Origin of the sequence: Haloarcula litorea, assembly GCF_029338195.1 — an archaeon.
Taxonomy (GTDB): domain Archaea; phylum Halobacteriota; class Halobacteria; order Halobacteriales; family Haloarculaceae; genus Haloarcula; species Haloarcula litorea.
Genome location: NZ_CP119779.1, coordinates 1,709,255 through 1,735,011, shown reverse-complemented (window position 1 = coordinate 1,735,011; position 25,757 = coordinate 1,709,255). Strand labels below are relative to the sequence as shown.

The 25,757-nt window shown below is 69.8% G+C and carries 28 protein-coding genes; 21 read left to right on the top strand and 7 right to left on the bottom strand.

Annotation, left to right across the window (positions count from 1 at the left end):
* Positions 1-90 precede the first annotated feature (90 nt).
* The 3 genes from P0592_RS09295 to P0592_RS09285 all read left to right on the top strand — a co-directional run bounded on the left by P0592_RS09295 (position 91) and on the right by P0592_RS09285 (position 2,887).
* Entirely contained in the window at positions 91-1,590 is a 1,500-nt protein-coding gene (locus P0592_RS09295; protein ID WP_276270605.1) for a carboxypeptidase M32, read from the top strand.
* Positions 1,591-1,635: 45 nt separating this feature from the next.
* A complete protein-coding gene (gene ubaA / locus P0592_RS09290) occupies positions 1,636-2,451 on the top strand; it encodes an SAMP-activating enzyme E1 (RefSeq protein WP_276270604.1) in 816 nt (271 codons plus the stop codon).
* 70 nt (positions 2,452-2,521) lie between these two features.
* The gene (locus P0592_RS09285) at positions 2,522-2,887 is read left to right on the top strand and encodes a DUF5658 family protein (protein ID WP_276270603.1); all 366 of its coding nucleotides are present in this window, start codon (positions 2,522-2,524) and stop codon (positions 2,885-2,887) included.
* On the opposite strand, the gene P0592_RS09280 is transcribed toward P0592_RS09285, so the two are convergent.
* A complete protein-coding gene (locus tag P0592_RS09280) occupies positions 2,884-3,795 on the bottom strand; it encodes an ABC transporter substrate-binding protein (protein ID WP_276270602.1) in 912 nt (303 codons plus the stop codon). The genes P0592_RS09285 and P0592_RS09280 overlap by 4 nt on opposite strands.
* Positions 3,796-3,896: 101 nt before the next feature.
* Here P0592_RS09280 and P0592_RS09275 point away from each other — a divergent pair, with 101 nt between their 5' ends.
* From P0592_RS09275 to P0592_RS09260, 4 genes are all read left to right on the top strand, one after another.
* Complete coding sequence (locus tag P0592_RS09275; protein ID WP_276270601.1) at positions 3,897-4,388, top strand: RNA-binding protein; 492 nt, start codon at positions 3,897-3,899, stop codon at positions 4,386-4,388.
* A 124-nt stretch (positions 4,389-4,512) separates the two neighbouring features.
* Positions 4,513-4,875 carry a cell division protein SepF gene (locus P0592_RS09270; protein ID WP_276270600.1) on the top strand — a complete coding sequence of 121 codons (363 nt, stop codon included), beginning with the start codon at positions 4,513-4,515 and terminating at the stop codon, positions 4,873-4,875.
* A 76-nt stretch (positions 4,876-4,951) separates the two neighbouring features.
* Positions 4,952-5,896, top strand: coding sequence for an ABC transporter ATP-binding protein (locus P0592_RS09265; protein WP_276270599.1), 945 nt, complete (start codon positions 4,952-4,954; stop codon positions 5,894-5,896).
* Positions 5,897-6,039: 143 nt separating this feature from the next.
* Positions 6,040-6,813, top strand: a complete 774-nt coding sequence (locus P0592_RS09260) for an ABC transporter permease (protein ID WP_276273924.1) — start codon at positions 6,040-6,042, stop codon at positions 6,811-6,813.
* Between the two features lie 242 nt (positions 6,814-7,055).
* On the opposite strand, the gene P0592_RS09255 is transcribed toward P0592_RS09260, so the two are convergent.
* Together P0592_RS09255 and P0592_RS09250 are read right to left on the bottom strand one after the other, a co-directional pair.
* On the bottom strand, positions 7,056-7,448 hold the full coding sequence (locus P0592_RS09255; protein WP_276270598.1) for a DUF5611 family protein: 393 nt from the start codon (positions 7,446-7,448) through the stop codon (positions 7,056-7,058).
* A 38-nt stretch (positions 7,449-7,486) separates the two neighbouring features.
* Complete coding sequence (locus tag P0592_RS09250) at positions 7,487-8,398, bottom strand: DUF7093 family protein (RefSeq protein WP_276270597.1); 912 nt, start codon at positions 8,396-8,398, stop codon at positions 7,487-7,489.
* A gap of 158 nt (positions 8,399-8,556) precedes the next feature.
* On the opposite strand from P0592_RS09250, the gene P0592_RS09245 reads away from it, so the two are divergent.
* The 6 genes from P0592_RS09245 to fer all read left to right on the top strand — a co-directional run bounded on the left by P0592_RS09245 (position 8,557) and on the right by fer (position 13,881).
* The gene (locus P0592_RS09245) at positions 8,557-9,909 is read left to right on the top strand and encodes a PKD domain-containing protein (protein WP_276270596.1); all 1,353 of its coding nucleotides are present in this window, start codon (positions 8,557-8,559) and stop codon (positions 9,907-9,909) included.
* A 93-nt stretch (positions 9,910-10,002) separates the two neighbouring features.
* On the top strand, positions 10,003-11,088 hold the full coding sequence (locus tag P0592_RS09240; RefSeq protein WP_276270595.1) for a PPC domain-containing protein: 1,086 nt from the start codon (positions 10,003-10,005) through the stop codon (positions 11,086-11,088).
* A gap of 43 nt (positions 11,089-11,131) precedes the next feature.
* Positions 11,132-11,998, top strand: coding sequence for a TIGR01548 family HAD-type hydrolase (locus P0592_RS09235; protein ID WP_276270594.1), 867 nt, complete (start codon positions 11,132-11,134; stop codon positions 11,996-11,998).
* A gap of 44 nt (positions 11,999-12,042) precedes the next feature.
* On the top strand, positions 12,043-12,432 hold the full coding sequence (locus P0592_RS09230) for a hypothetical protein (protein ID WP_276270593.1): 390 nt from the start codon (positions 12,043-12,045) through the stop codon (positions 12,430-12,432).
* Between the two features lie 54 nt (positions 12,433-12,486).
* A complete protein-coding gene (gene npdG / locus P0592_RS09225; RefSeq protein ID WP_276270592.1) occupies positions 12,487-13,152 on the top strand; it encodes an NADPH-dependent F420 reductase in 666 nt (221 codons plus the stop codon).
* A 45-nt stretch (positions 13,153-13,197) separates the two neighbouring features.
* Positions 13,198-13,881 carry a ferredoxin Fer gene (gene fer, locus P0592_RS09220; RefSeq protein WP_276270591.1) on the top strand — a complete coding sequence of 228 codons (684 nt, stop codon included), beginning with the start codon at positions 13,198-13,200 and terminating at the stop codon, positions 13,879-13,881.
* 3 nt (positions 13,882-13,884) lie between these two features.
* Here fer and P0592_RS09215 read toward each other — a convergent pair whose 3' ends face one another.
* Entirely contained in the window at positions 13,885-14,151 is a 267-nt protein-coding gene (locus P0592_RS09215; protein ID WP_276270590.1) for a thioredoxin domain-containing protein, read from the bottom strand.
* 107 nt (positions 14,152-14,258) lie between these two features.
* On the opposite strand from P0592_RS09215, the gene P0592_RS09210 reads away from it, so the two are divergent.
* The 3 genes from P0592_RS09210 to P0592_RS09200 all read left to right on the top strand — a co-directional run bounded on the left by P0592_RS09210 (position 14,259) and on the right by P0592_RS09200 (position 16,371).
* Positions 14,259-14,414 (top strand): preprotein translocase subunit Sec61beta, encoded by a 156-nt coding sequence (locus P0592_RS09210; protein WP_276270589.1) that lies wholly within the window; start codon positions 14,259-14,261, stop codon positions 14,412-14,414.
* Between the two features lie 170 nt (positions 14,415-14,584).
* Positions 14,585-14,959, top strand: a complete 375-nt coding sequence (locus P0592_RS09205) for a DUF7532 family protein (protein WP_276270588.1) — start codon at positions 14,585-14,587, stop codon at positions 14,957-14,959.
* Complete coding sequence (locus P0592_RS09200; protein WP_276270587.1) at positions 14,956-16,371, top strand: ribonuclease FAU-1 family protein; 1,416 nt, start codon at positions 14,956-14,958, stop codon at positions 16,369-16,371. The genes P0592_RS09205 and P0592_RS09200 overlap by 4 nt, the downstream gene beginning before the upstream one ends.
* A 54-nt stretch (positions 16,372-16,425) precedes the next feature.
* On the opposite strand, the gene P0592_RS09195 is transcribed toward P0592_RS09200, so the two are convergent.
* Together P0592_RS09195 and P0592_RS09190 are read right to left on the bottom strand one after the other, a co-directional pair.
* Positions 16,426-17,832 (bottom strand): LVIVD repeat-containing protein, encoded by a 1,407-nt coding sequence (locus P0592_RS09195; protein ID WP_276270586.1) that lies wholly within the window; start codon positions 17,830-17,832, stop codon positions 16,426-16,428.
* A 40-nt stretch (positions 17,833-17,872) separates the two neighbouring features.
* Complete coding sequence (locus tag P0592_RS09190) at positions 17,873-20,029, bottom strand: hypothetical protein (RefSeq protein WP_276270585.1); 2,157 nt, start codon at positions 20,027-20,029, stop codon at positions 17,873-17,875.
* 93 nt (positions 20,030-20,122) lie between these two features.
* Here P0592_RS09190 and P0592_RS09185 point away from each other — a divergent pair, with 93 nt between their 5' ends.
* The 4 genes from P0592_RS09185 to P0592_RS09170 are packed head-to-tail and all read left to right on the top strand — an operon-like array spanning position 20,123 to position 24,273.
* Positions 20,123-20,515, top strand: coding sequence for a response regulator transcription factor (locus tag P0592_RS09185; protein WP_276270584.1), 393 nt, complete (start codon positions 20,123-20,125; stop codon positions 20,513-20,515).
* Entirely contained in the window at positions 20,508-21,659 is a 1,152-nt protein-coding gene (locus P0592_RS09180; protein WP_276270583.1) for a HEAT repeat domain-containing protein, read from the top strand. The genes P0592_RS09185 and P0592_RS09180 overlap by 8 nt, the downstream gene beginning before the upstream one ends.
* A complete protein-coding gene (locus P0592_RS09175) occupies positions 21,659-23,086 on the top strand; it encodes a glycosyltransferase family 2 protein (RefSeq protein WP_276270582.1) in 1,428 nt (475 codons plus the stop codon). The genes P0592_RS09180 and P0592_RS09175 overlap by 1 nt, the downstream gene beginning before the upstream one ends.
* 35 nt (positions 23,087-23,121) lie before the next feature.
* The gene (locus P0592_RS09170; RefSeq protein ID WP_276270581.1) at positions 23,122-24,273 is read left to right on the top strand and encodes a sensor histidine kinase; all 1,152 of its coding nucleotides are present in this window, start codon (positions 23,122-23,124) and stop codon (positions 24,271-24,273) included.
* Positions 24,274-24,300: 27 nt separating this feature from the next.
* On the opposite strand, the gene P0592_RS09165 is transcribed toward P0592_RS09170, so the two are convergent.
* Positions 24,301-24,882 (bottom strand): LURP-one-related/scramblase family protein, encoded by a 582-nt coding sequence (locus P0592_RS09165; RefSeq protein WP_276270580.1) that lies wholly within the window; start codon positions 24,880-24,882, stop codon positions 24,301-24,303.
* A gap of 120 nt (positions 24,883-25,002) precedes the next feature.
* Here P0592_RS09165 and P0592_RS09160 point away from each other — a divergent pair, with 120 nt between their 5' ends.
* Positions 25,003-25,746, top strand: coding sequence for a DUF429 domain-containing protein (locus P0592_RS09160; protein ID WP_276270579.1), 744 nt, complete (start codon positions 25,003-25,005; stop codon positions 25,744-25,746).
* The last annotated feature ends 11 nt before the right edge of the window (positions 25,747-25,757 follow it).

Here is a 25,757-nt window from a genome sequence, read left to right as displayed (position 1 = left end):
ACGGCGGCGACCGGGGGTGGATTCGCGCGCCACGCTGCAGGCCTTACCGACGACCGTGCCCATTTACCGTGTGGATTCCAAGGCCGGAGTATGGCGCAAGCGAGCGGCAGTTCTGCCACCTACGAGCAGTTCCTCGACCACGTGAAACAGCTCCACTACGTCGGCGACGCCGGCGGCGTCCTCCAGTGGGACCAGCAGGTGATGATGCCGGAGGGCGGCACGCCGGCCCGGGCCAAGCAGTCCTCGGCGCTGTCGACGCTGCACCACGAGCTGCTGACCGACGACGACCTCGCCGACTGGCTGGACGAACTGGAAGAGGCCGACCTCGACCCCGAACAGGAGGCCGTCGTCCGGGAAGTCCGCCGGGACCACGAGCGGGCGACCCGCGTCCCCGCGGACCTCGTCGAGCGCATCTCCGAGGCCACCTCGAACGCCCTGCCGGTCTGGGAGGAGGCCAAGGCCGAGGACGACTTCTCGAAGTACGAGGAGACCTTGGAAGAGATGGTCCAGCTCCGCCGGGAGTACGCCGAGGCCATCGACCCCGACCGGGACCCCTACGAGGTGCTGTTCGAGGAGTACGAGCCCTACCTGGGGATCGACACCGCCGAGCAGGTGCTGACCCGCCTGCGCGAGGAGCTGGTCCCCCTCATCGACGACATCGCCGACAGCGACGTGACGATGGCCGACCCCTTCGAGGGCACGTACGACGACGACAGCCAGCGCGCCGTCGTCGAGGCGGCGCTGGACACGCTGGGCTACGACTGGGACCACGGCCGGCTCGACACCGCGCCACACCCCTTCTCGACGGGGACGCAGTTCGACGCCCGCGTGACCACCCGCTTCGAGCCCGAGGACCCGATGGGGGCCATCGGCTCGACCGTCCACGAGTTCGGTCACGCCACCTACACGCTGGGCCTGCCCCAGGAGGAGTACGGGACGCCGCTGGGCGACAGCCGCGACCTCTCGGTCCACGAGTCCCAGTCCCGCTTCTGGGAGAACCACGTCGGCCGCACGCGACCGTTCTGGGACCTGTTCGCCGACACCGCCAACGACCACCTCGGCACCGACGCCACGCCCCGGGAGTTCTACGAGGCCGCAAACGAGGTGTACGACGACAACCTCATCCGGGTCGAGGCTGACGAGCTGACCTACCACATGCACATCGTCCTCCGGTTCGAGATCGAGCGCGACCTGATCCGGGGCGACCTCGACGTCGCCGAAGTCCCGCAGGTCTGGAACGACAAGATGGAGGAGTACCTCGGCGTGCGACCCGAGACCGACGCGGAGGGCTGTCTGCAGGACATCCACTGGACCAACGGCTCGCTGGGCTACTTCCCGACGTACTCGCTGGGATCGGTGCTGGCCGCGCAGCTGAACCACCACCTTCGAGCCGACATCGGGAACGTCGACGAGCAGGTCCGGAGCGGCGAGTTCGGCGAGATCCACGACTGGCTCACCGAGAACGTCCACAGCCACGGTGCCCGCTACGAGACCGACGACCTCGTGCGGGAGGCGACCGGCGAGTCCTTCACCGCCGACTACTTCCTCGACTACGCCGACGCGAAGTACCGCGACCTCTACGACTGTTAGGCCCGAACCGACGCCTTATCAGCGACGGCGGCCAACGGCCACGGTATGCGCCCGGACCTCGACCCGGAACAGCTCGACCGGTACTCCCGGCACATCATCATGGACGACGTGGGACCCGAGGGCCAGGCCGCGCTGCTTGACACGGCCGTGCTGGTAGTCGGTGCCGGCGGGCTCGGTGCGCCGGTGTTGCAGTACCTCGCCGCCGCGGGGATCGGCCGGCTCGGCGTCGTCGACGACGACACGGTCGAGCGGTCGAACCTCCAGCGGCAGGTGATCCACGGCGACAGCGACGTGGGCCGGCCGAAGGTCGACTCGGCCCGCGAGTTCGTCGCCGACCTGAACCCCGACGTCACCGTCGACACCCACGAGACGCGGCTCGCGCCCGACAACGCCGCCGACCTCGTCGGAGAGTACGACGTCGTCGTCGACGCCTCGGACAACTTCCCGACGCGATTCCTCGTCAACGACGCCTGCACGCTCGCCGGCGTCCCGTTCTCTCACGGCGCTGTCTTCCGGTTCGAGGGGCAGGTGACCACATTCACCGGCGACGGCCCCTGCTACCGCTGTCTGTTCCCGAAGGCCCCGCCCGCGGGGACGGTGCCGGACTGTGCGACCGCGGGAGTGCTGGGTGTCCTCCCCGGCACCGTCGGCTGCCTGCAGGCGACCGAGGTGGTCAAGCTCGCGCTAGGCTACGGCGAGTCGCTGTCCGGCCGCCTGCTGGCGTTCGACGCCGGGCGGATGGACGTCGACGAGATCCCGGTCCCGGAGACCCCCGACTGTCCGGTGTGTGGCGAGGCCCCCGCCATCGACAGCGTCCGCGAGGCGAGCTACGAGGGGCGGTGCGAGCTCTCGGCCGACTGAGCCGTTCTCAGCGGTGATAGCTCGGTGCGGAGCTTTACGTTCGGGGACCGGAACCGTTCGGGCGAGAACGATGGCCGACACCCCCTCGGCGCGACCCCGCTCGCTCCGCGCCCGCGTCGCCGACCCCGACTACGTCGACCTCGTGTTCGCGCTGGTGTTCGTCTGGGGCTTTGGCGACCTCGTGTCGACGCTGCTCGCGGTCCACGCGACCGGCGTCGAGACGGAGGCCAACCCCTGGATCCGGGTCCTGCTGGCTCACGAGCCGCTCCTGGTCGTCGCGCTGAAGGCCGCCGTCGCGCTGTACGTCGGCGTCGTCCTGCTGGCGTGTCGGCCGGTCGTCGAGCGCGTCCCCGGCTGGCGGACGTGGTTCGGCACCGTCGTCGGGCTCGGCTGTGGCGTCGTCGCACTGAACCTCGTCGTCGCCGTCCTCGCCTAGACTCGCAGCGCCGGCAGCTCCCGGACGGCGTCCCGGGGCGGCGCGTCGAACAGGTCGGGGTGGACCAGCGCCGCGAGGAACTCCAGCGTGTCGACGAGCCGCGGCCCCGAGCGGTTGACGTAGTGGTGGCCGTCCATCACGAACGCGCGGCCCTCGCGGACGGCGGTCAGGTCGTCGAACCCCGGGCGTTCGGTCAGGTCGGCGAGGTTCTCGCGGGTCTGGGCCACGTCGAAGCCACACGGCGCGGCCACCAGCACGTCGGGGTCGTACTCGCGCACCTCCGCCCACTCGCGGGGCCGGGAGTGCTCGCCGGGGTCGGCCATCCCGTAGCCGCCGCCGGCTCGCTCCACCATCTCCGGGACCCAGTGGCCCGCGACCATCACCGGGTCCAGCCAGTCGAGGACGGCGACACTCGGGGTCGTCTCGGCCCGCGCCGCGGTCGTCTCGACGGCCGCGACCCGCTCTTTCAGGTCGGCGACGAGGTCGGTCGCCCGTTCCTCGCGGTCGATGGCCGTCCCGACGCGGTGGACGGACTCGAAGAGGTCGGCGAGGCTGTGGACGTCGAGCGTCAGCACCTCGGCGTCCAGCCCCAGGTCGTCGACGGCCGCGGCGACCTGGACGTGGTCGACGGCACAGACGTCACAGACGCCCTGCGTGATCACCACGTCCGGGTCGACGGCCGCCAGCGTCTCGCGATCGACGGCGTAGACGCCGTCGCCGGCCTCGGCCGCGGCGACCTGCTCGTTGATCTCGCTGCTTGAGGCCTCCGGGTCGACCCGGGAGCGGTTCACCGACGGCCGCTCGCGGGCCGCCGGCGGGTAGTCGCACTCGTGGGAGACCCCGACCGGTTCGACCCCGAGGGCGTAGACGATCTCGGTGGCCGACGGGAGGAGCGTGACGACGCGCATACCGGTACGTGGGGACGAGAGGCCAAAAGCCTCCCCCGTGCCGTCGGTGTCTCCCGCTACCCTTCGTTACGCTTACCCCGACCCGCGGCGCAGACCCCCGTATGGACGTGAAATCGCGGCACCACCTCCGGTCGGACGAGGTGGACGCCATCGAGACGGCCCTCTCGGAGCAGTTGGGGGTCGACCTCTCCGCGGACAGCTACGAGAAGGTGGAGTTCGAGGACAGCGACTGGAACGTGGTCCTCGTCGACGGCGACCCGCTGGTGTTGTACGTCGAGGGGGATAGCGACCCCGAACCGTTCCTCACCGTCCAGGGGGCGAACCGCTACCCGCCCGAGCGGCGCGTGGTCACCGTCGACGCCGGTGCGGTGTCGTTCGTCTCCGACGGGGCCGACGTGATGCGCCCGGGGATCACCGAGGCCGACGACGAGATCGCTGCCGGCGACCTCGTCGTGATCAACGAGGAGTCCCACGGGAAGTTCCTCGCCATCGGCCGGGCGAAGACCGACGGCGACGACATGGTCGGGGACTCGGGGAAGGTCGTCGAGTCCATCCACCACGTCGGCGACGACCTCTTCGAGTTCTCGGTGTAGGAGCGGCGTCCGACGGCCGCTCCGAGCGTTGGGTGTCCCGAGCGCCCCTGACAGACCAGGGACGTCCCGCCACGGTATCCCGTCTGACGAAACCTTGAAACGGGTAGCGCCCGCGCTGAGTGACATGGGACTGATGAGCAAGATCCTCGGCGAGGAGTCCGGCTCCTCGCGGAACACGGAGGACTACGTGGAACTCGACGCCGAGGGCATCGAGGCGGCGGGCGCGGACGCGGACCGGCAGGTCCGCATCGCCAGCATCGGCGACAAGCAGGACGTCATCGACATCAAGGACGCCGTCTACGACGGCGACATCGTCGTCGCAGACATCACGCGCCACTCCACGCAGGACCGGACGATGGAACACATCAGCGACGAGCTCAAGCAGGTCGCCAACGAGGTGGGCGGCGACATCGTCCAGAAGGACGACGACCAGCTCATCATCACGCCGTCGGGCGTCGCCATCTCCCGCGAGCGGCTCGGACGGTAGCACGACGCACGGCCGAGCGCACGCTGCTCCGGGGGGTCCAACGTGCTTTTCGGTGTCGGCCCGCTTTGCTCCGGTGATGACTGCACCGGCGATACGCGCCCGGAACCTGCTGAAAGACTACGGCGACGTCCAGGCGCTGGACGGGCTGGACCTGACCGTCGAGCGCGGGGAGTTCTTCGGCCTGCTGGGTCCCAACGGGGCCGGTAAGACGACGTTCATCAACACGCTCGTCGGGCTCGTCCACAAGGACGGCGGCGACGCCGAGGTGTTCGGCTTCGACGTGGAGGACGACTACCGCGAGGCCCGCGACCGGATCGGCCTCGCGCCACAGGAGTTCAACGTCGACCGCTTCTTCCCGATCGTCGAGGTGCTGGAACACAAGGCCGGCTACCACGGCATCGGCGGCGACGAGGCCCGCGACCGGGCCGAGGAGGCGCTCAAGACCGTCGGCATCTGGGACAAGCGCGACACCCGCTTCGACTGGCTCTCCGGCGGGATGAAACGGCGGTTCGTCCTCGCTCGCGCGCTGGTCTCGGACCCGGACCTGCTCATCCTCGACGAGCCGACCGCCGGGGTCGACGTCCAGTTGCGCCACGACCTCTGGGACATCATCAACCGGATGAACGACGCCGGCACCACCATCCTGCTGACCACCCACTACATCGAGGAGGCCGAGCGCCTCTGTGACCGGGTGGCGATCATGGACGACGGTCGGAAGGTCGAGGAGGCCGCGCCCGGCGAGCTGATGGCGCGGGGCACCGACACCGTCGACATCGGACTGGCCGACCCGCCCCGGACCGCCCCCGCGCTCGACGTCGAGGGCGTCACCGACGTCGCGGTGACCGACGACGGCCTGTCGGTGACCGCCGCCGGCGGGAGCCGGACCGCACCCGAACTGCTCCGCCGGCTCGAACGGCAGGGCCACACCGTCACCTCGCTGGACATCCGCCGGGCGTCGCTCGAAGAGGTGTTCGTCGACCTCACGCGCGACGAGCGCGACTACGCGGAGGTGTCCGCGTGAGCGACGAACGTGCCGGCGGCCGGCACAGAGACGATGGACGGAGCGACGACGGGCCGGCGACCGAGCCGCCGCGTCGCGGCGACGGGAGCGGCGCGCTTGGCCGGGACGGCGCGAACGGCGCGCCGACGGGAGTCCGGGATCGGCTGGTCGGCCTCTGGACGCTGCTGCACCGCGAGGTGCTCCGGTACGTCCGCCGGCCGCGTAACACGTTCCTGCCGCCGATGATCACGAACGTCCTGTACTTCACCGTCTTCGGCGTGGTGCTGGGCGAGCGCATCAGCGGCGGCGACCCCGAGGCCTTCGGCGGAGCCGGCTACGTCCTCTTTATCCTCCCCGGACTGGTCGTGCTGGGGATGGTCTCGAACGCCTTCGAGAACGCCTCCTTCTCGATCTTCCACGGCCGCTGGAACGAGTACATCCACGAGGTGTTGACCTCGCCGCTGTCGCACACCGAGATGGTGCTGGCCTACGTCGCCGCCTCCGCGCTGCGGGGCGTGGTCGTCGGCCTCATCATCTGGGGGGTCGGACTCGTGTTCACGCCCGTCACCGTCGCGAACCCCCTCTTCCTGGCGGCGTTCACGCTGGTCATCCCGACCCTCTTCGCCGCGTTCGGCGTCATCGGCGGCCTCTGGGCGCGTGACTTCGACTACCTGACGGTCATGAACCAGTTCATCATCCGCCCGCTGGTGTTCTTCGGGGCCGTCTTCTACCCGCTGTCGGCCCTGGAGGGGGTCTGGCGACAGGTCACGCTCCTGAACCCGATGGTGTACATGGTCAACGGCGTCCGCTACGGCGTCATTCCGGAAGCCTCGGCCGTCTCACCGGTCGTCTCGCTGGCCGTCCTGACCGGACTCACGGTCGCCGTCGTCGCCGTCGACGTGGCGCTGGTGCGGCGCGGCTACGGGCTGGTCGACTGAGACCGGCCGGACCACTGACCGGCCCGCTCGGCCGAAAGAAACGGACGTGCCGTGTGTCGGATTGGGGCCGCCTCCGACGGGGCGGACAAACTATGACACGGCCTCGGCACCGACGCGCACGCGACGGTTACTGCTACCGTCGCGACTCCGTCGAGGCGTGTGTGAACGTATGGCACGAGAATATATATGTGTGACGCCGGACCGGCCCTCGGAACGGATCGTCCCCACCCCTCCCACGGCGTTCAGACGTTGTCGGGCTTGTCGGCGTCGTCCTCGACGTCCCGCTTCATCGAGTCCCGGCGTGCTTTCGCGTCCCGACCGGTCGCCTCCTCGAGGAAGTCGTTCTTGACTGCGACGGCGTCTTCCGCGGCGTCGACGTGTCCCTCCGCGATGACCTCCTCGGCGGGCCGCTCGTCGATGTGGAGCGCGATCTTGTCCTTCTTGCTCCCGTACTCGACCGTGCCGGCGACGACGCGGGTGAAGACCGGGTTGTCGGGCTCGTCGACGACCAACAGGTCGCTGCCGTTGTGCTCTTCCGTGTCGGTGACCTCGCCGAAGTACTCCTCGACGAACGCTTCCATATCCGGGACGCGGTCTTCGAGGTGTTCCCCGCGTCGCATCTTGTACTCTCGCATAACCGTGGTTTTGCGAGGGGCCGTCTTACCGTTTGTGTTCACTCGGTACCCGTCACCAGTGAGCCCTTGTGACACTCGGGACAGAAGTCGCCGGCGCGCAGCGAACTCGCCTCGGCGTCGGTCGTGAACCCGCACTCGGGGCAGTAGAACTCGCCGTCCGAGACCGCCACCGTCCCCCCGTTGGATCCGTCAGGGTCCGTGTCCTCCCCGCTCTGGTCGTCGGTCAGCATCTCGGGCGACCAGTCGTCCCCGTCGTCGCCCGGTTCCGACGGCCACTGGCCGGGTTCCCGGTCGTCGTCGGTCGTCCGCTCCGAGCCGTCCTCGTCGATGATGACTCCGTCGTCCGTCTCCGGGTCGGTCTCGGAGTCCGTCACCGTCTCCACCTCCCCCTCGGCGTCCGGTACCGTCACGTCGGTCGTCGGGTCGCCGAGCTCGGCGTCGCCGGCCTCGTCCCCGCCGTCGGCGTCGTCGCCGTCGTCGAGGATCTCCGCGTCGTCACCGTCGACCTCACCGCCCGTCTCCTCCAGTTCCGGCTCGGTATCGGCGAAGGCATCGTCCTCTCCCGTGCCCGCTGTGACCCCCTGCTCGTCGTCGCTCGCTCCGTCGATGAACTCCGCGTCCTCGGTCTCCTCATCGGCGTCGACGTCGCCGTCCGCGACCGACTCTCCAGTCGTCGCGTCGGGCTCCCCCTCGTCGGCCTCCGTCGCGTCGGCGTCGTCCGTGTCTTCCACCGCGTCTCTCTCGGCGTCGACCATATCGCCCGCGATGTCCGAGGGCGTCTCGATAGCGGTCACCTCCTTGTTCTCCGAGACGACCCGCGTCTCGCCGCACCGCTCGCAGGTCTCCGTCTCCTGGATGGTGATGACTACTTCGCTACCCTGTTCCTCGCGCTCGCGCTCGATGGTGGTCTCACCGTACGCGTGGCCGAGGACGGAGCATTTGAGACCCATTACCAGTTCTTGCCCGCGTGACCTACTTAAACCCTACCCGTCGGTCCCGGCTCCCCGTCCGACGGCATCCACGGCTGCGTTCGGTCACCCACAACCCGAATTAGTTTAATTTATAACGCTACGAAATTTTATGCCGGAACACGGACCCAACCCCTCCGATGCACGGACGGTACGTCACTCTGGTCGGCCTGCTCGCACTGGCCGTCGCCGCCGGCGGCGCGGCGGCGTCGGGCAACAGCCCGCCGCTGGCCGACGCGGGTCTCGACCAGACGGTCTCCGTCGACACGACGGTGTATCTCGACGCGAACGGGAGCCGCGACCCGGACGGCAGCGTCGCCGGCGTCACCTGGACGATCGAGACGCCCGGCGACGCGACGACGACACCGGCCTGCCCGACCTGCCGACAGACCACGTTCACGCCGTCGACGACCGGCCGCTACGACGTGACCGTCACCGTCACCGACGACGACGGCGCGACCCGCTCGGACACGCTGTACGTCACCGCCACCGCCGCCGGATCGCGGTCCCCGCGTGTCGGTTTCGACGGCCCCGAGCGAGCCGTCGCCGGCCGGTCTACGACCCTGACCGCCGTCGCGAACGCCTCGGAGGCCGACCTCGAGACGGTCGCGTGGGTGGTCGACGGTGCCGTCGTCGACCGGCGTTCACTCTCGGGACGGAACGCGACACCCTCCCTGACACACACGTTCGAATCGTCGGGAACCGTCCCCGTCAGGGTGGTCGTCTACGACGCACTCGGTCATCGGGGGACCGCGAGTCGGGACGTGGCCGTGGGTACGGCACTCAACGGCGACCCGGCGTCGAACGGGAGCGGTCCCGCCGGTGGCGGGCGATCCTCGGACTGTGACTACCACTTTCACGGCGAGTGCATCGGGGACATCGGGAGCGACCTCCAGTACCAACTGCCCGGCGAAGAAGCCGTCGTCGTCGACACCAACGACGAATCCGGGATTCAACTGTACGTCGACAGCGCGGGCGAAGTCCGAACCGCCAGCGAACTCGGCGTCGACATCGAGAACTTCGAAGTGACCGACGGCGTCTACGATCTAGACGCACTCGGTGACGCGATGGACGAGGCACACGAACAGCGCCAAGAATCGACCGACAGGACCGGTAGCGGTAACGGGCCCACTAGTTCGGATAGTAGCACACGAACCGCGTCGGATGTGACGACCGGAACGACCAGCGAGGCCACGGACGACGACGTCGGTGGCTGTACGATTATGTGTGGAGCGTATTCAGGGGAAGACAGTTCCGAGAGCGAGGGGTCCTCGTACCGCGATATCACCGGCGGTGCATCGAACACCGGTACCAGCAACGAGAACTCCGAGGGTGACAGTTCCACGGGCGACGACGCGGACGACCGGCCGTGGAGGGACGGGGAAACATCGGGTACCGGTGGTAGTGACGGCGACGAGGGAGGCGATTCCGGAAGCAGTAGTTCCGGTGGGGGCGGCTGTGCCGTCGCGTGGAACGACGTCTGTATGACCTGAGATTTTGATATCCGGTGCAGACAGTGGCGTCCGATCTCTTTTTAATTTCTTCTACCGCAAGAATTAGGTGTGTATACAAATTAGTGAAATAAAATGGCAGTCACTCCCGTCGGTCGGTCCCGGTCTGCAGTCACGTCCGTGTTGCTCGCGTTGTTGCTCGTCACGGCCGGCTGTAGTGGCCTCGGCGTCGGACAAGCCGGTACTGAGGCGGATAGACGTGCGACCGAAACGTCGACATCGACTGCCACTCCGACCGCGACGCCGGTACAGAACGGGACCGACCTCCGGAAGATGTCGTTTCCCGACGAACAGACCGGTTTCTCGGTCCTGGTCACTCGGCGGGGTGAACTCGACGGCGGGGACCCACAGACGGACACCGGAAAGTACTACGAGCCGGTGACGTTCACCGCGCCCGCGAACAGCACGGTCCACATCACGATGGGATCGACGACCGGCGACCCCTACATCCGTCTCCTGGCACCCAACGGCACCGTCATCGGCGTCAACGACGACGACGGATCCAGTGAGAGCGCCGGGTTGAAGACGGTCACGCTTCCCACCGCCGGTCAGTACACCATCGTCGCTACGTCTAGCGAACCGGGTGCGACCTTCGAGTACCTGCTGACAATCGAGAAGCACACACCACCCGAGGAAGAGGAGGACGAGACGCTGGAAGAGAAGTTCGCCGATTTCAACGAACGCGAGCGGTACAACGAGTTTGCGTTCGACTACCAGAAATGGGTTAATAGCGGCGGTGATAATATCACAAATATTACGAATAGGGGAATCTACGTAGACCAGGATATCGTCGTAGTGAACTTCACCGCTGACGGACAAGGCTACAACGCCATCGACACGTGGGCAGTCCTGACAGCTGGGCTGGAGAATGTAACGGGCTACTACGCAGAACCGGGACATCCCGTCAACGAGACCTGGATTCCCGACCGGATCTACTACAGAGCGAAGTTACCGAACGGTGGGCTGTATCGAACGTTCTATCTCGACACGGACTGGGCGCTGAAGGCGCACCGAACCGACGACCCCGACCCCCTCACGAACGGTCTGTTGGTAACCACGAAGTTCGGGCCGGCACACGACAGCTACGTCGCGGGGGCGAACAACTCCTCGGCCAGCGTCGAGAGCCGGGAGGACTGGCCGGGGAACGGGACCGGCGACTGACGGAGATAGCAAGGCGCTTCAACCGCGCACACGACGGGGAGGTATGCAAGTCGACGCGGTCGTGCTGGACATCGACGGCGTACTCGTGGACGTGGCCGACTCCTACCGGCGGGCGGTCGTCGAGTCCGTCGAGCGGGTATACGGCGACACTATCGGCGACGACGGCATCCAGGCACTCAAGGACGCCGGCGGGTTCAACAACGACTGGCTGGTGACGGACGCGGCGGCGCTGTACGTGCTGGCGACCCGAGAGGGGGACGTCGGGCCGCTGTCGTCGGTGGCCGAGGCCGCCGCCGAGCGCGGCGGCGGGCTGGACGCGGTGGAGGCCACACTCCGGGCCCGACTCACCGACGATGCGGGAGAGCGGGTCGTCGAGGCGTGGGACCCCGAGCGGCTGCGCGAGGTGTTCCAGACGCTGTACCTGGGGAGCGAACTGTACCGCGAGCTGGAGGACGGTGAGCCGGCCTTCGACGCGCCGGGCTATATCCACGACGAGCCGGTGCTGGTCGAGGAGGCGACGTTGGCGGCGCTGGACGAGCGCTACGCCGTCGGCGTGGTCACCGGGCGGCCCGCGGCGGAGGCCGACATCGCCCTGGAGCGGGCCGGGCTGTCGGTGGCCGACGAGCACCGGTTCACGATGGACGACTGGGACGAGGGCAAACCCCACCCCCACGCGCTCGTGACGCTGGCCGAGCGGTTCGACGCCGAGCGGGTGGCGTTCGCCGGCGACACGCTGGACGACGTGCGGACCGCGGGCAACGCGGACGCGGCCGACGACGAGCGGGTCTACTACGGCGTCGGCATCCTCACCGGGGGCCTGACCGGCGAGTCGGGCCGGCGGGCGTTCGTCGACGCGGGGGCCAGCGCCGTCGTCGAGTCGGTGAACGACCTGTCGGACCTGCTGTCGTGAACGGAGAGCGGCAGGGGTTTCCGGCGGGAGCGGCATCTCCCGACATGGGCCGGATCGTCGTCGGCGCGTGGGCGCTCTTGGTGAGCATCTGGGCGGGGATGGTTGGCGGTGCCGTGGTGTTCGAACCGTCGATCGACCACGTGCCGCTGTACGCCGTCTCCTTCACCCTCGTAGCGTTTCCGGCGGCCTACGCGACCATCAGCCGGAACCCCGAGGTCTTCGCGACGGCGCACCGACCCGGGAGGGTGGCGACGTACATCCTCGTCAGTTTCGTCGTCACCGTCCTGTTCGCGGTGCCGTTCGAACTGTTGCTCGGGCACACGAGCGGCGTCGCCGTCGTCGCACAGCTGGTCGCGTTCACGCTGGGCCTGTGGGCGGGACTGTACGCGGCCTACGGCGGTGGACTGGACGCGGCGTTCGAGCGGTACACGTAGGCAAGCCCGGCCGGTCGCACAACGCTTATTCGCCGTTCGGCCCACGCCGTAGGTATGGAAATCGCGCTACTCGGCGGCACCGGCGACATCGGCGAGGGGCTGGCGCTCCGCTGGGCGTCGGACACGAACCACACGGTCATCGTGGGCTCCCGTGAGGTCGAACGGGCCGAGGGGAAAGCCGAGGAGTACGAGACGGAGTTGGCGAGTCGCGGCCGGGAGGTCACGGTCGAGGGGCTCGGCAACGAGGACGCGGCCGCGCGGGCCGACGTGGTCGTGGCCGCCGTCCCGGCCTACCACCTCACCGACACGGTCGAGTCGATCGCCGACGACCTGGGGGAGGCGATCCTGGTCTCGCCGGCCGTCGGGATGAAGCGCGACGAGGACGGGTTCCACTACAACCGCCCGGGCCCGGGCAGCGTCACACAGCTCGCGGCCAACGCCGCGCCCGCGGGGACGCCGGTCGTCGGCGCGTTCCACAACCTCGCGGCCGGCCGGCTCGCGAACCTCGACGCCGAGCTGGACTGGGACACCGTCGTCGTCGGCGACGACGCCGACGCGAAGGCGACCGTCTGCGAACTCGCGGAGGGGATCGAGGGGCTTCGGGCACTCGACGGCGGCCCGATCGCCAACGCCGCCGAGGTGGAGGGGCTGACTCCGCTGCTCATCAACGTCGCGCGGCACAACGACGGGCTGCACGACCTGGGCGTCCGCTTCCAGTAGACCGGGTGTAGAGACACTTTTCACCGCGGAGTCCGTCCCTCCGGTGTGGCCTCCCCCTACGAGATTCTCGGCGTCGATCCCGACGCCGACGACGCCGAGATCGTCGACGCGTACCGCCGGCGGGTGAAAGACGTCCACCCCGACCACGGCGGCTCGCCCGACGAGTTCCGCGCCGTCCAGGAGGCCTACGAGCTGCTCCAGAACGGCTACGAGCCGGGCGACGAGGTGGTCGCGCCGGACGCGGGGGACGGAGAGACGGCCCCGGCGAGCGAGCAGGACGACGCCGAGCCGTCGGAACCCCCGGAGCCCGAGGGCGTCGTCGTCGAGTACCTCGACTACGAGGTGATCGCCGACCACGGGTGGGACCTGGGCGACGACGACCTCTTCGAGAAGGCGGCCGACGGAGGGCTGGACCCGGAGCGGTACGGACAGTTCCGCGTGGCGGACAACGAGACGCTCCTGGAGGCCGCGGAGGACGCGGGCTACGACTGGCCGTTCGCCTGCCGGGGCGGGGCCTGTACCAACTGCGCCGTCGCCGTCGTCGAGGGGGAGATGCCCTCGCCGGCGAGCCACGTCCTCCCCCAGGAACTCCACGAGAAGGGCATCCGGCTCTCGTGTATCGCCGCGCCGGCGACGGACGCGAAGATCGTCTTCAACGTCAAACACCTGCCGGCGGTCAGCGAGTTGCTGTTGCCGGCGAGTCGCTACGATCGGGCGTCGACCGACTAGAACTTACGCGCCGGCCTGCTGGAACGCGTCTTCGATGTCCTCGGCCTGTGTGACGCCGACGAACCGTTCGACGACGCCGTCGTCGTTCTCGACGATGAGCGTCGGGAGCGAGCGGACCTGATACTCGTTGGCGACGTCCTGTTCCTCGTCGACGTTGATCTTCTCGAACTCGACGTCCGTCCACTCCTCCTCGAGGTCCTCGAGGATCGGGTCCTGGGTCTTGCAGGGGCCGCACCAGTCGGCGTAGAAGTCCTTGAGCGTGACCGTCATGGTTCTCCTCGAAGTAACCTGCGGGGTCTGATAAGGGTTGTCCATACGGGCGCGGCTGCCGGCACGAACCCGAAAGGCTTACCGAAGCTCGGGTGGCAGGAGTCCGTATGAGCAGCGACAGCGGCGGACTGATGTCCAGTGCCGGACTGGTCCGGTACTTCGACGCCGAGGACAGCAACACCATCCGCATCGATCCGCGCACCATCGTCGCCTTCGGCCTGCTGTTCGGGGTCCTGATCCTGGTCCTGAACGCGATGGCCTGAGCGGCGACGCCGACGTTCTGCGGTCACCAGTGATCCGGGGCCGGGCCGTGTTCCGGCGGCCCGACCGCTCGGCGCGGAGCCGGTCGACAGCGTCGGGGGCGTCGACTGTGGGTGCCCGGCGGGGAGTGAGCATCCGCGACGTTTTCGGTCCCCCGCCGCCAACGGCGGGTATGCACTTCACACAGCGGGAACAGCAGGCGCTGCGCGAGGCCGGGGTGGACCAGACGGCCATCGAGGCGGCCTCCGAGACGGTGGTCGAGCTGACCGACGAAGCGGCCGACGACCTCGAAGCGTTCTTCGCGGACCGGGAGACGCTCCACTCGGATATGGACGTCGCACACAGCAGCAGCGATATCCAGACACACACCGTCGAGTACCTGGACCTGTTCACACACGCCGACGACATCCGGGGGTACCTCCGGTTCGACTCGTGGGGCGTCCCCGTCGAGGGCGGGCGCGTGCTGAACGACGAGGTGGTGGAACTGACGCTCGGTCCGACCGTCGACGGCCGGGTGCGGTTCGCGACGGACGCCGACGCGCTATGAGCGTCCGCGTCCGGGGTATCTACGCGACTGCCCTGACCGAGCTACTGATCGACGCCGGCGTGGAGGTGGTGCAGGCGTCCGGGCCGATCGAGGACCGCTTCGACGCCGAGTTCGGAGCCGAGCGGGCGGCGGCGACGGTGGCGACGACCGACGACCGGCAGGGCGTCGGCGTGAGCGGCGACAGCGAGTCGGTGGAGCGGGTCGTCGACCGTCTCCGGGGCCTCGGTCGGGACGCGCTCGCGTGGTCGGCCGAGACTCCGGATGGGGCGGTCGTCACCGGGGCGGTGACGGAGACGCTGGGGAGCGGTGCCGTCGTCGACTGCGGCGTCGGCGAGGCCTTCCTCCCGTACTCGAACGCCGACGACCGGATCGAGACGGGCGACCGGGTCCGCGGCCAGGTCGTCGACGCGACGGCCCCCTGGACCGACGGCCGGGCGGTGCTTGACACGGCCGTCGCGGTCCGGGGCGACCTGCTGACGCTCGAGCGGGGCGCGTCGAACACCACCTCGGCCGGCGGGCCGGCGATGCTGGACGTGATCTCGGCGGCCCCTCGCGACGGGTGGGGCGTCTCGTGGGGCCGGGCAAGCGACGAGGCCTCGTTCGACGCGCTGGCCGACGCCCTCGACGCGGCCAACGAGCGAGCGGCCGCGCTGGACGAGGCGCTGGCGGCGGCCGACCCCGTCGACGACGCCGACCGGGGGCGGGTGGACGACCCCGACGGCGACGCGGCCGTCGCGACGACGTGGGTCTGGTTCGGCCGCGAGAGCCGGTTCGGGCTGGACGAGCGCCGCCGGGCGGTGACGGCGACGATGCCCGGCCACCACCGCGTGAAGGCGGGATCGGAGGCCGCCAGCGCCGCCGTCGACTACGTCGAGGCCCTCTGCCCGGACCCCGAGGCCGACGGGGAGCAGGACTTCCCCTTCGGCGTGACCGCCGCCCAGTTCGGTCCGCGGGAGGGGGACACGCTGACGCTGGGCCACGGGAAGCCGGACGGCCGGCTGCTCACGCTCGGCCGCGCCGACGTCGAGTCGGTCGCGGCCGACGGCACCGTCACCGTGACCCGCGAGATGGCCGGCGGCGGCGAGTACGACGGCCTCGGCGTCCCGAAGGAGGCCGGCGACGTCGCCGAGACGACGCTGAAGGAGGGGCGGTGGTGGTACCCGACGGTGTACCGCGACGGCGACGGGACCTCGAAGGGCACCTACGTCAACGTCTGTACGCCGGTCGAGGTGTTCCCCGACACCGCCCGCTACGTCGACCTGCACGTCGACGTGGTGAGACACGCGGACGGCACCGTCGAGCGGGTCGACGACGACGAACTCGACGCGGCCGTCGAGCGGGGGGACGTGCCCGAGGCGCTCGCCGACCGCGCCCGGAGCGTGGCGGCCGCGCTGGTCAGCGCCCTCTCGTAGCCGGCCAGTCGAGTCCTCCCGTAGCCGGTCGGCGGCGGCCGCTCGGGAGCGGCGTCAGTCACGCCCGCGCCGGCGGTGTCGCCACGCACTCAGCGCCGCCGCACCGACCGCGCCCACCGCGGCCCCGACGCCGAACCCGTCGCCGGAGACGCTCAGCGGACCGCCGGCGGCGTCACCGTCGCTCCCGCTCGGCGACTCCCTCGCCGTTCGCGTCGGGAGCGACGGGTCCGGGAACGCGTAGACGCCCGGCGTCACCTCGCCGCCGGCGTTGGCGTTCGTGTTGGCCGCGAGGAAACACCGCGCCCCGCGCTGAGCGGTCCAGAACGACGCGGTCGCGGAGTCCCGCCACGCGTACACCTCCCGTGGGTCGGCCGGGTCGCGCACGTCGTGGACCCGGACGCCGCCGTTGTACCACGCCGAGTAGCAGCGCCCGTCGACGAGCTCGAAGTTGTGCGCCGTCGTCAGCACGCCGCCGGGCGTCGGGTCGCTGGTCGAGGGCGGGTCGATGGTCGCCAGCGACTCGGGCGCGGTCGGGTCCGAGACGTCGAACAGTTCGATGCCGCCCGGGCCGCCGGAGCCGTCGCCCCCGAGGTCCCACGACTCGCTGCCGACCCCCAGCAGCGTCGCGTCCTCGTTCACGGTGACGAAGTGGTCGTTGCCGGGCGGTTCGGTCCGTTCGGTCGCCGGATCGTCGACCGCGGCGAGGGTCGACGGGCCTCGGCCACGGACCCGCGAGACGAGCGCCGGATCTGCCGGGTCGGCCACGTCGAGGATCCACGTCCCGGCGTCCCAGTACGCGAGGTACGCCCGCCCCTCGTGGACCCACACGTCGTGGAGCGGACGCAGGCTCGGGGGGACCTCGCGCCAGGCCGCGTCGGCGTCGAACAGCGACCACGTGCCCGCCTCGGCCCCCGTCTCGGTGTCGACGACGAGCAGGGGGTTGCCCTCGCGGCCGTTCGCGGTCAGGTAGGCGTACCGGCCGTCGAAGTCGCAGTTGTGGATCGTCGTCTCGGTCAGGTGGGCCCCGACCCGACGGGGCCGGCGGCGGTCGCTGACGTCGAAGACGACGAGCCCGTGTGCGCCATCGGCGGGGTGGGCGGGGCCGGCGACGAGGAGGCGGTCGCCGACGACGGCGAGGTCCTGGACCTCCCGCATCGGCCCGGCCTCGGTGTCGGCCAGCAGGTCCGTCCGGTGGGTGAGCAGTCGGGGGGCCGCCGGGACGACGGCGTCGACGACGGCGACGCCGGTCCCCGTGGCGACGTAGGCGGTGTGGCCGTCCGGGCTGGTGACGAGTTCGTGGGCACCGGGGAGGGCGAGCGTCCCGATGGGGGCGCCGTCCGTCGGCGTCGACTGCGGGGTAGCGGCGTCGTCGCCGCTCGGCGTCGGGTGGCCGGCGCTGAGGCCGGGCAGGGCGAGCGCTCCGACGGTCCCGGCGGCGCGGAGGAGTTCCCGGCGGCGCATACACGCGCTCGGGGAGCGAGGCGGAGAAGCCTTCCGGTGGTCAGTCGGATCCGAACGCGTCGACGAGGGCGTCGTACGACGCCTTCTGTCGCTCCTCGTATACCGGGTCCTCCCAGGGCTCCCAACGGTACCGGACCGTCCGCAGCCGCGATCCGTCGACGCCCGGTGCCACGTGGCCGAGGTTCGTCGGCCCGTCGGCGTCGACGGCGCGGCCCGACGAGTCCGGTCGGTACGTGCCGGCGGCGACGGCCACGTCCTCGAAGGGCTCGGTCGCGAGGCCGTCGTCCCACGCCGTCGCGATGCGTCGCTTGCCCGACGGGTCCGCGATGTTCAGGAGCAGCCACGGGAGTCTGAGTTCGATCGCGTCGGCAGCGACGTGGACGTCGGTCAGCGAGTCGTAGTCGGCCGCGTCGGGGTCCCCGGTCCCGTAGCGCAGTCGGCCCGTCTCGACGGCGTCGAACGGGACGCGCTCGCCGGTCGCCGGGACCGTGTAGCCGAGGTTGACCGGCTCGCGGGAGGGGACGAAGCCGGCGCTGCCGTCGCGGTAGCTGTCGAGCGGGAGCCCTGCCGCTTCGCCGAACTCGCGGGCGAAGGCGTCGTAGTCGGCGGCCACCAGCAGACGGGAGTCGCCGGGACCGCCGAGCCGAACCGTCACGTCCGCGACGGCCGACGCGCCGGTCCCGAAGGGGAGCGAGCGCTCGCGCCCGGTCAGCCCGACGGTGACGAGTGCGTTGACGGCCGACCAGTCCACCGGGTCGGGGAGTGTGTCGAAGGCGAGGCGGACGGCCAGTCCCTCGAAGGTGTGCGTGACCCGGACGCCGGTCAGCGTCGGTCCGTCTGCGGCCGGGCCCGTGGGTTCGGCGTCGAGAGTGGTGGCGTCGCCCCACCCGTCGAGCGAGCCGTCGAGTCGCGGGCCCTCGACCGGGTCGAACGCCAGCAGGCCGAACCGCTGTTCCGGCGTCTCGACGTTCGACCAGTTGGGTCTCCGACCGGGGACCGAACGGGCGTCGAGGTTCCAGGTCCGCTTGAACCACTCGTTTTGCCACGCGAAGGCGATCCCTCCGGCCGCGCCGGCGTGGGCGACGTCCTCGAACATCCGGACGAGGATCTCGCCCTGCTCGCGCTCCGTGTGCCACCCCTGGTGGCGGCCGTGGACGTGTCGGTGGGCGATGCCCCGCGAACTCGGGACGCCGAACTCGGCGACGACCAGTGGGAGGGCCGTCGCTCCCACGAGGTCGTTCAGGTAGCCCGCGTAGCTGTTGCGCTCGCCCCGGTGGTCGACGTAGTCCAGGTACGCCGGCGTCTCGTTGAGCAGGTCCGGATAGTACGGGTACGCGTGGTAGGACGCGAACGTCCCGGCGGCGAAGGCGTCGGTCGCCCGGACAGCGTCGGGATCGATCCCGACCCGGTCCTCGTCGCGGAACGGCTCGTAGGGGTGCTCGAGGGGATCGGTCGTCACCCAGTTGACGAACGACAGCGGCCGTTGCGTGCCGTAGCGCTCGGCGGCGTGGGCCGCCAGCCCGTCGAGCCGGCCGGCGAGCCAGCGCTCGAACGGGGCCCCCTCGGCGGCGTCGACGTACTGCCCGCCGCCGTCGGGGTCGGCCGACTCGTTCGTCTCAACGACCACCTCTGGGGGCCACTCGATGCCGAACAGGTACCCCAGCAGCGCGTCGCTGACGTCCGTGTCGAAGGTCCCACTGGCGTAGCCGGGCCGCTCCGGCAGCGTCGTCGCCCCGTGGACGGCGTCGACCGTCTCGCGGACCGCACGGTCGACCTGCTCGGAGAGGGCGGTGGCGTCGCCCGCGTCGACGAGGTCCGCGGTCGGGACCCACGTACCCTGAAGCAGCGACAGCGGCTCGTCGGCGGTCGCGTTGTGGGCGGCCAGCGCCCGGTAGAACGCAGGCGGGTGGACCGTGTACGTCCGGACGACGGTCGCGAACTCCCCGATCGCAGCCAGCCAGCGGTCGTACTCCTCGCGCGTGATGGCCGCTTCCCCGGGGAACCGGCCGGGCTTGGCCATTCCGAGGTTGACACCGCGGACCGGGACCTGCTCGTACCCGTCGCGGGTCCGCCGCTGGAGCACGTCGTCGCCGACCCGAAACGTCGGATCGTCGATCGACTCGCGCTCCTCCCCACACCCCGCGAGACCGGCGATCCCGCCGACGCCGGCCATCCCGAGGAACGCCCGTCGTCGCATACCCGCTCAAGCGGGTAGACACACATTACTCCTCCGACGCTCGGCGTTTCACAAAAGGTTTTCATCGACCGTCGCTAAGCTGACCCTACCGACGTGACCGACGAGACGAGTGCGCACGTACTCGTCGTCGACGACGACGAGACGATCCGACGGCTCCTCACCCACCGGTTGGAGAACGCCGGGTTCACGGTGACGACGTACCCGGACGGGCGAGCGGCCGCGGACGCGCTCGACGCCGGCGACGTCGATCCCGACCTCTGTCTGCTAGACGTGATGATGCCGCGACTGAACGGGACGCGACTGCTCAGGATGATCCGCAACGGCGAGCTGGCCGTCGACCCCGCGCTGCCGGTCGTGATGCTCACCTCCCGCGGTCGGGAGTCCGACGTGTTGGAGGGGTTCGAATCGGGAGCCGACGACTACGTGACGAAACCGTTCAGCGGGGCGGCGCTGGTCGCCAGGGTGACCCGATACGTCGATGATTGAAGCCGCGCCGGTGCTACAGAGCGGGACCGTCTACGAGGTGGGCGGCTACCTCGTGCCGCTGTCGGTGCTTCTCACTGTCCTCGCGCTGCTGGTGGGACTGCTGCTCGCGACATCGTTCGCGCTGACGATGGGCCTCTCGGTGTCTCGGTACCTGGGCGACCGGCGGCGCGAGCGTGTCCGCGACGACGTACAGACCGAACTGCTGGATCGACTGTACGGCCCCGGAGACCCCGGCTGGGAGGAGTGGGCCGCGTCGCTGTCGACCACAGAGCGACGGGTCGCCGAGTCGCTCCTCGGCGAGTTCCTCCGGGAACTCGACGGTACCGACGCCGAGCGACTCCGACCGCTCGGGTCGGCCCTCGGGGTGACAGGCCGGGCACGGGAGCGACTCGGCGGCGGCGACGAGTACCGTCGGCTGCAGGCGCTGACGTGGCTGACGCTGTTGTGCGACACCGACCCCGTGGCGGCAGTCGACTTCGAGGCGACGACCGCGCGCGAACGGGCCGCACTCGTCCGACTGCTGTCCACCTGTGACGAACTCGCCGACGCCGACGCGGCCGTGTCGCTCCTCCTCGACGGGATCGACGAGCAGTTCACCGTCTTCGGCCAGGACACGCTGTACCGGGTCACACGGCGCGATCCCGGTCCCCTGTTCGCACGCGCCAGCGATCGGTACCGCGAGTGGCCGAAACCGCTGTTCGCACAGGTGCTCGCGGTCTGTAAACACCTCGACACGAGCGCCGGCGAGACGGACCTGACGTGGCTGACGGCGGCACTCGAGGACGAGACCGAGGCGATCCGGGCGGCCGCCGCGCGGGCGCTGGGCAGTTTCGGCTGGCACGAGTCCCTCCGTGACCGGGTGTTCCTCGAACGCGCGGTGGCGGACCCCTCGCCCCGCGTCCGGGCGGCCGTCTACGAGATGCTCGGCAGTTGGGGCGACGAGTCGGCCCTCAGCGTCCTGCTGTACGCGCTCGTCTCGGAAGACGACCCGCGCGCACTCGAACGCGGGACGCACGCGCTCGTGACTCATCGGGACCGGGTTGGCGAGGACGGGCCGGCCGTGCTGGGCGAGGCCTGGCGCTGGAGCAGCGAGCACGACCGCTACGACGGACTGGCGCGGCGGGGCGGACGGGTGAGCGGCTGATGCACACGTTCGAACACCTGGTCGTCGCGGCGCTGGCCATCAGCGGGATCGGCGTCGTCGTCTACTACGCCGTCGTCAACGCCAGCTACCTCCTCGTCCACGTCCTGGCGCTGCTCGAACTGCGCGACGACGTGCGTGAGGCGCAGTGGGATCCGCCCTTCCGGCGGTTCAACACCCCGTTCTACCCGGGGATCGGCGTCGTCGTGCCCGCGTACAACGAGGCGGCGACCATCGAGGAGAGCGTCCGGTCGATGCTGGCGTTGAACTACCCGGACCTAGAGATCGTCGTCGTCAACGACGGGTCGACCGACGCGACGCTCTCGACGCTCGTCGAGCGGTTCGAGCTCGAACCGGTCGACGCAGCGGTGCCCTACGAGGTACCCGGCGAGCGGATCCGAGACGTCTACCGGTCGCGGCGCTACGAGGAGCTCCTCGTGGTCGACAAGGAGAACGGCGGGAAGAGCGACGCCCTGAACGCCGGTATCTGGCTGACCGAACAGCCGCTGTTCTGTGCGGTCGACTCCGACACCGTCATCGACCGCGACGCGCTGCTCCAGATCGTCAGGCCGTTCCTCGACGAGCCGACGACTGCCGTCGCCTCCGGGGGCGTGATCCGCGTCGCCAACAACTGCGAGATCAACGACGGTATCGTCGAGTCCGTCTCGCTCCCGAAGACGGGGTTACCGGGCCTGCAAGTGATGGAGTACCTCCGGGCGTTCTACTCGGGGCGGCTCGGCCTCAATCGGCTGAACGGACTCATCCTCATCTCAGGGGCTTTCGGACTCTTCCGGACCGACGTAGTCCGTGACATCGGCGGCTACCGGCACGACACCATCACCGAGGACTTCGACATCGTGGTCCGCCTGCACAAGCACCTCACGGACGAGGACCGCGAGTACACCGTCGACTTCGTCCCGGAGCCGGTCGCGTGGACGGAGGTCCCGGGCAGTCGTCGAGTGTTGAGTCGACAGCGCCGGCGCTGGTACCGGGGGATGATCGAGACGGTCCGGACACACCGGAAGATGATTGGCGACCCCGAGTACGGCCGTGTCGGGACGCTCGTGTTCCCGCTGTTCGTCGTCGCCGAGATGCTGGGCCCCCTGGTCGAGGGGCTCGGGTACGTCCTCCTCCCACTGGCGTGGTACGTCGGCGTGCTGAACGTCGAGTTCTTCCTCGTCTTCTTCCTGCTGACCTCCGGGTTCGGCGTCTTCCTGTCGTGGTTCGGCGTGTTCAGCGAGGTCTGGAGCTTCAACCGCTACGACGACCCCCGACAGATCCTCCGGCTGCTGTGGTACGGCGTCCTCGAGAACTTCGGCTACCGGCAGTGGAAGACGATCGTCGCGTGGCGCGGCCTCGTCGAGTACGTCCGGGGCGACCGGAGTTGGGGCGTGATGGAGCGCTCCGGGTTCGGCTCCCGAGAGGACTGACCAACCTCTTTCACCCCCCACGGCCAAGCGACGGTATGGGTGGAGCCGACTCACCGGACTACTTTCGGGACCTCTACGAGCTCAGCTGTGATCGTTCGGCGGACCTCGACGAGCGGATACGGGGGGCCATCACCGTCGGACGGGACCGACTCGGTCTCGACTACGGGCTCCTGACCTACACCGGCGACGGTGTCTACGAGGTGGTCGACTCGACCGTCGAGAACGGCGACTACCGAGCCGGAACGACACACGACCTCGACGAGACCTGGTGTCGGCACGTCGTCGACAGCCGCGAACTCGTCGTCATCTCGGACGCACCGAACTCCCCGTACCACGACGACGTCGCGCTGACGACGACAGGGCTCGCCTGTTACATCGGCGCGCCACTGGTCGTCGACGGCGAGGTGTACGGGACGCTGTGTTACTCCGGCGACGATCCCCGCGAGGAGGCGTTCGACGAGTCGGCCGAGCAGTTCGTCGAGCTACTGGCCGAGTGGACGAGCCACGAGATCGAACGCGAGCGCCACCAGCGGGAACTGGCCGCACAGAACCGTCGCCTCGAGGAGTTCGCCGGCGTCCTCGCTCACGACCTCCGGAACCCGCTGACGGCCGCCAAGGGATACGCCGAGCTCGCTCACGAGGAGAGCACCGGCGACGTCCACGAGTACGTCGGGACGGTGCTGTCGTCGCTGGACCGGATGGACACGCTCATCACGGACGTCCTCTCGCTGGCTCGCGACGGAGCCAGCGCCGGCGATCAGACGTCGATCGATGTCGAGACGGTCGCGGGGCGGGCGTGGGCGACCGTCGACCCGGACGGCGCGACGCTCCGGCTGGATGCCGAGCGACGGGTGCTGGCAAACGAGTCACGGCTCGAACAGCTCTTCGAGAACCTCTTCCGGAACGTCGGCGAACACTGCGGACCGGGCACGACGGTCACCGTCCGCGGGACCGACGACGGGTTCGTCGTCGAGGACGACGGTCCCGGCCTCCCGTCGTCGCTGGCGACGAGCCTGTTCGATCCCAGCGAGGACGTCGGGGACCACGGCCTGGGGCTGCTCATCGTCGAGCGGATCGTCGACAGCCACGGCTGGTCTGGCCGGGTCGAGACGAGCGAAGGGGGGACGCGGTTCGTGTTCGGCGGCGTCCAGTCGGCCGACAGCGGGGGGACTCCGAGGCCGGCCTGAGGCGTCGAATCGAGGGGGCGAGGCCGGTCAGTTCCCCTGGATGGCGTCGATGACCATCGCGGCCGCGATGACGGGCTCTTTGGGGACGTCGCTGGCGTCGTCGATGGTGATGGTGTAGCGGTCCTTCAGCGAGAACTCGCCGTCGATGTTCCCGACGTGGTCGCCGTCGGCGTCGGTGATCTCGTACTTGTGGGGGATCCACTGACCGAACGGCAGGACGTTGCGGGCCAGCGTCACCAGCGCGCCCCGGGAGTCGATCTGTGCGATCTTCGCCTCCGTGTCGGCGTCGCGGATCTTCCAGGTGTCCTGGAGGATGGAGTAGTCGTTGTCGAGGACGACCAGCTCCTCGCCGGTCCTGGAGTCGGTCAGGACGTAGTTGCCGGCGATGTCGACGATCCCGCCGGCCTTGACCTCGAACACCTCCTCGTCGTCGCCGTCGACGAACGGGAACTGCTCTTTGAGCTTGAACATCTTCTGCTTGCCGCGCAGGACGACGTTGCCGTCGGCGTCCATCGCCTTGTACTTGTTCCGGACCAGGCTCTGTTCGACGGTGTAGCTGTCGCCGCGCAGGTCGAGGCCCTCGATGTCGTACTCGGAGGGAGTGCTCATACCGTCCGTTGCAGCGGAAAGGGACTTGAAACTTTGTGCCGAGGAACCGCAGCGACCGGTTCGTCGGTCGAACGGCCGGGGCGGGTCAGACTTTTGCCGGCCCGTCTCCGAGAGTCGATGATGGCGGAGGACCTGTACGTCGGCGTCGTCCGGAGCGGCGACGCGTGGCTCGCGGTGGCGTTCACCACCGACGGGTTCGACCACGCGGCGGTGTTCGAGGGGATCGGTGACTGCTGGGCGCGCTACGAGGAGACGGCACGGCTCGTCCTCGTGGCCGTCCCCGTCGGCCTCGTCGAGTCCGGCGACCCGGTGCGGCGCTGTGACGAGCGCGCCCGCGCCGTGCTCGGTCCCCGGGCCGAGACGGTGACGACGCCGCCGGTCCGGGAGGCCACCCGGAAGCAGCGCTACTCGGCCGCCAACCGGACCCACGAGCGCAAGAGCGGAGCGGCCCTCTCCGAGGCCGCGTTCGACCGGAGCGACGCGATCGCGATGGTCGACGAACTCCTCCAGGAGGTGCCCGAGGCCGCCGCAGTCGTGCGATCGGCTCACCCCGACCTCTGCTTCCGGGCGTTCGCCGGCGAGCCCCTGGAGCACCCGTCTGCCGTCGCCGCGGGCTACGCCGAGCGGATGCGGACGCTCGCCCACTACGACCGCGACGCCGCGCCGACGGTCCAGCACGCCGCGGAGGCGACGGCCGGCCACGACGTGACCGTCGCCGACGTGCTCGACGCCGTCGTGCTGGCCTACACCGCGACGCCCGGTGCGGCCGATCTGCGGACGCTGCCGCCGGACCCGCCGACGGACGCCGCGGGGCTCCCGATGGAGCTGGTCTACCGGGCGGCAGCGCCGCTGGACGAGGGGTGAGCGTCGTCGGA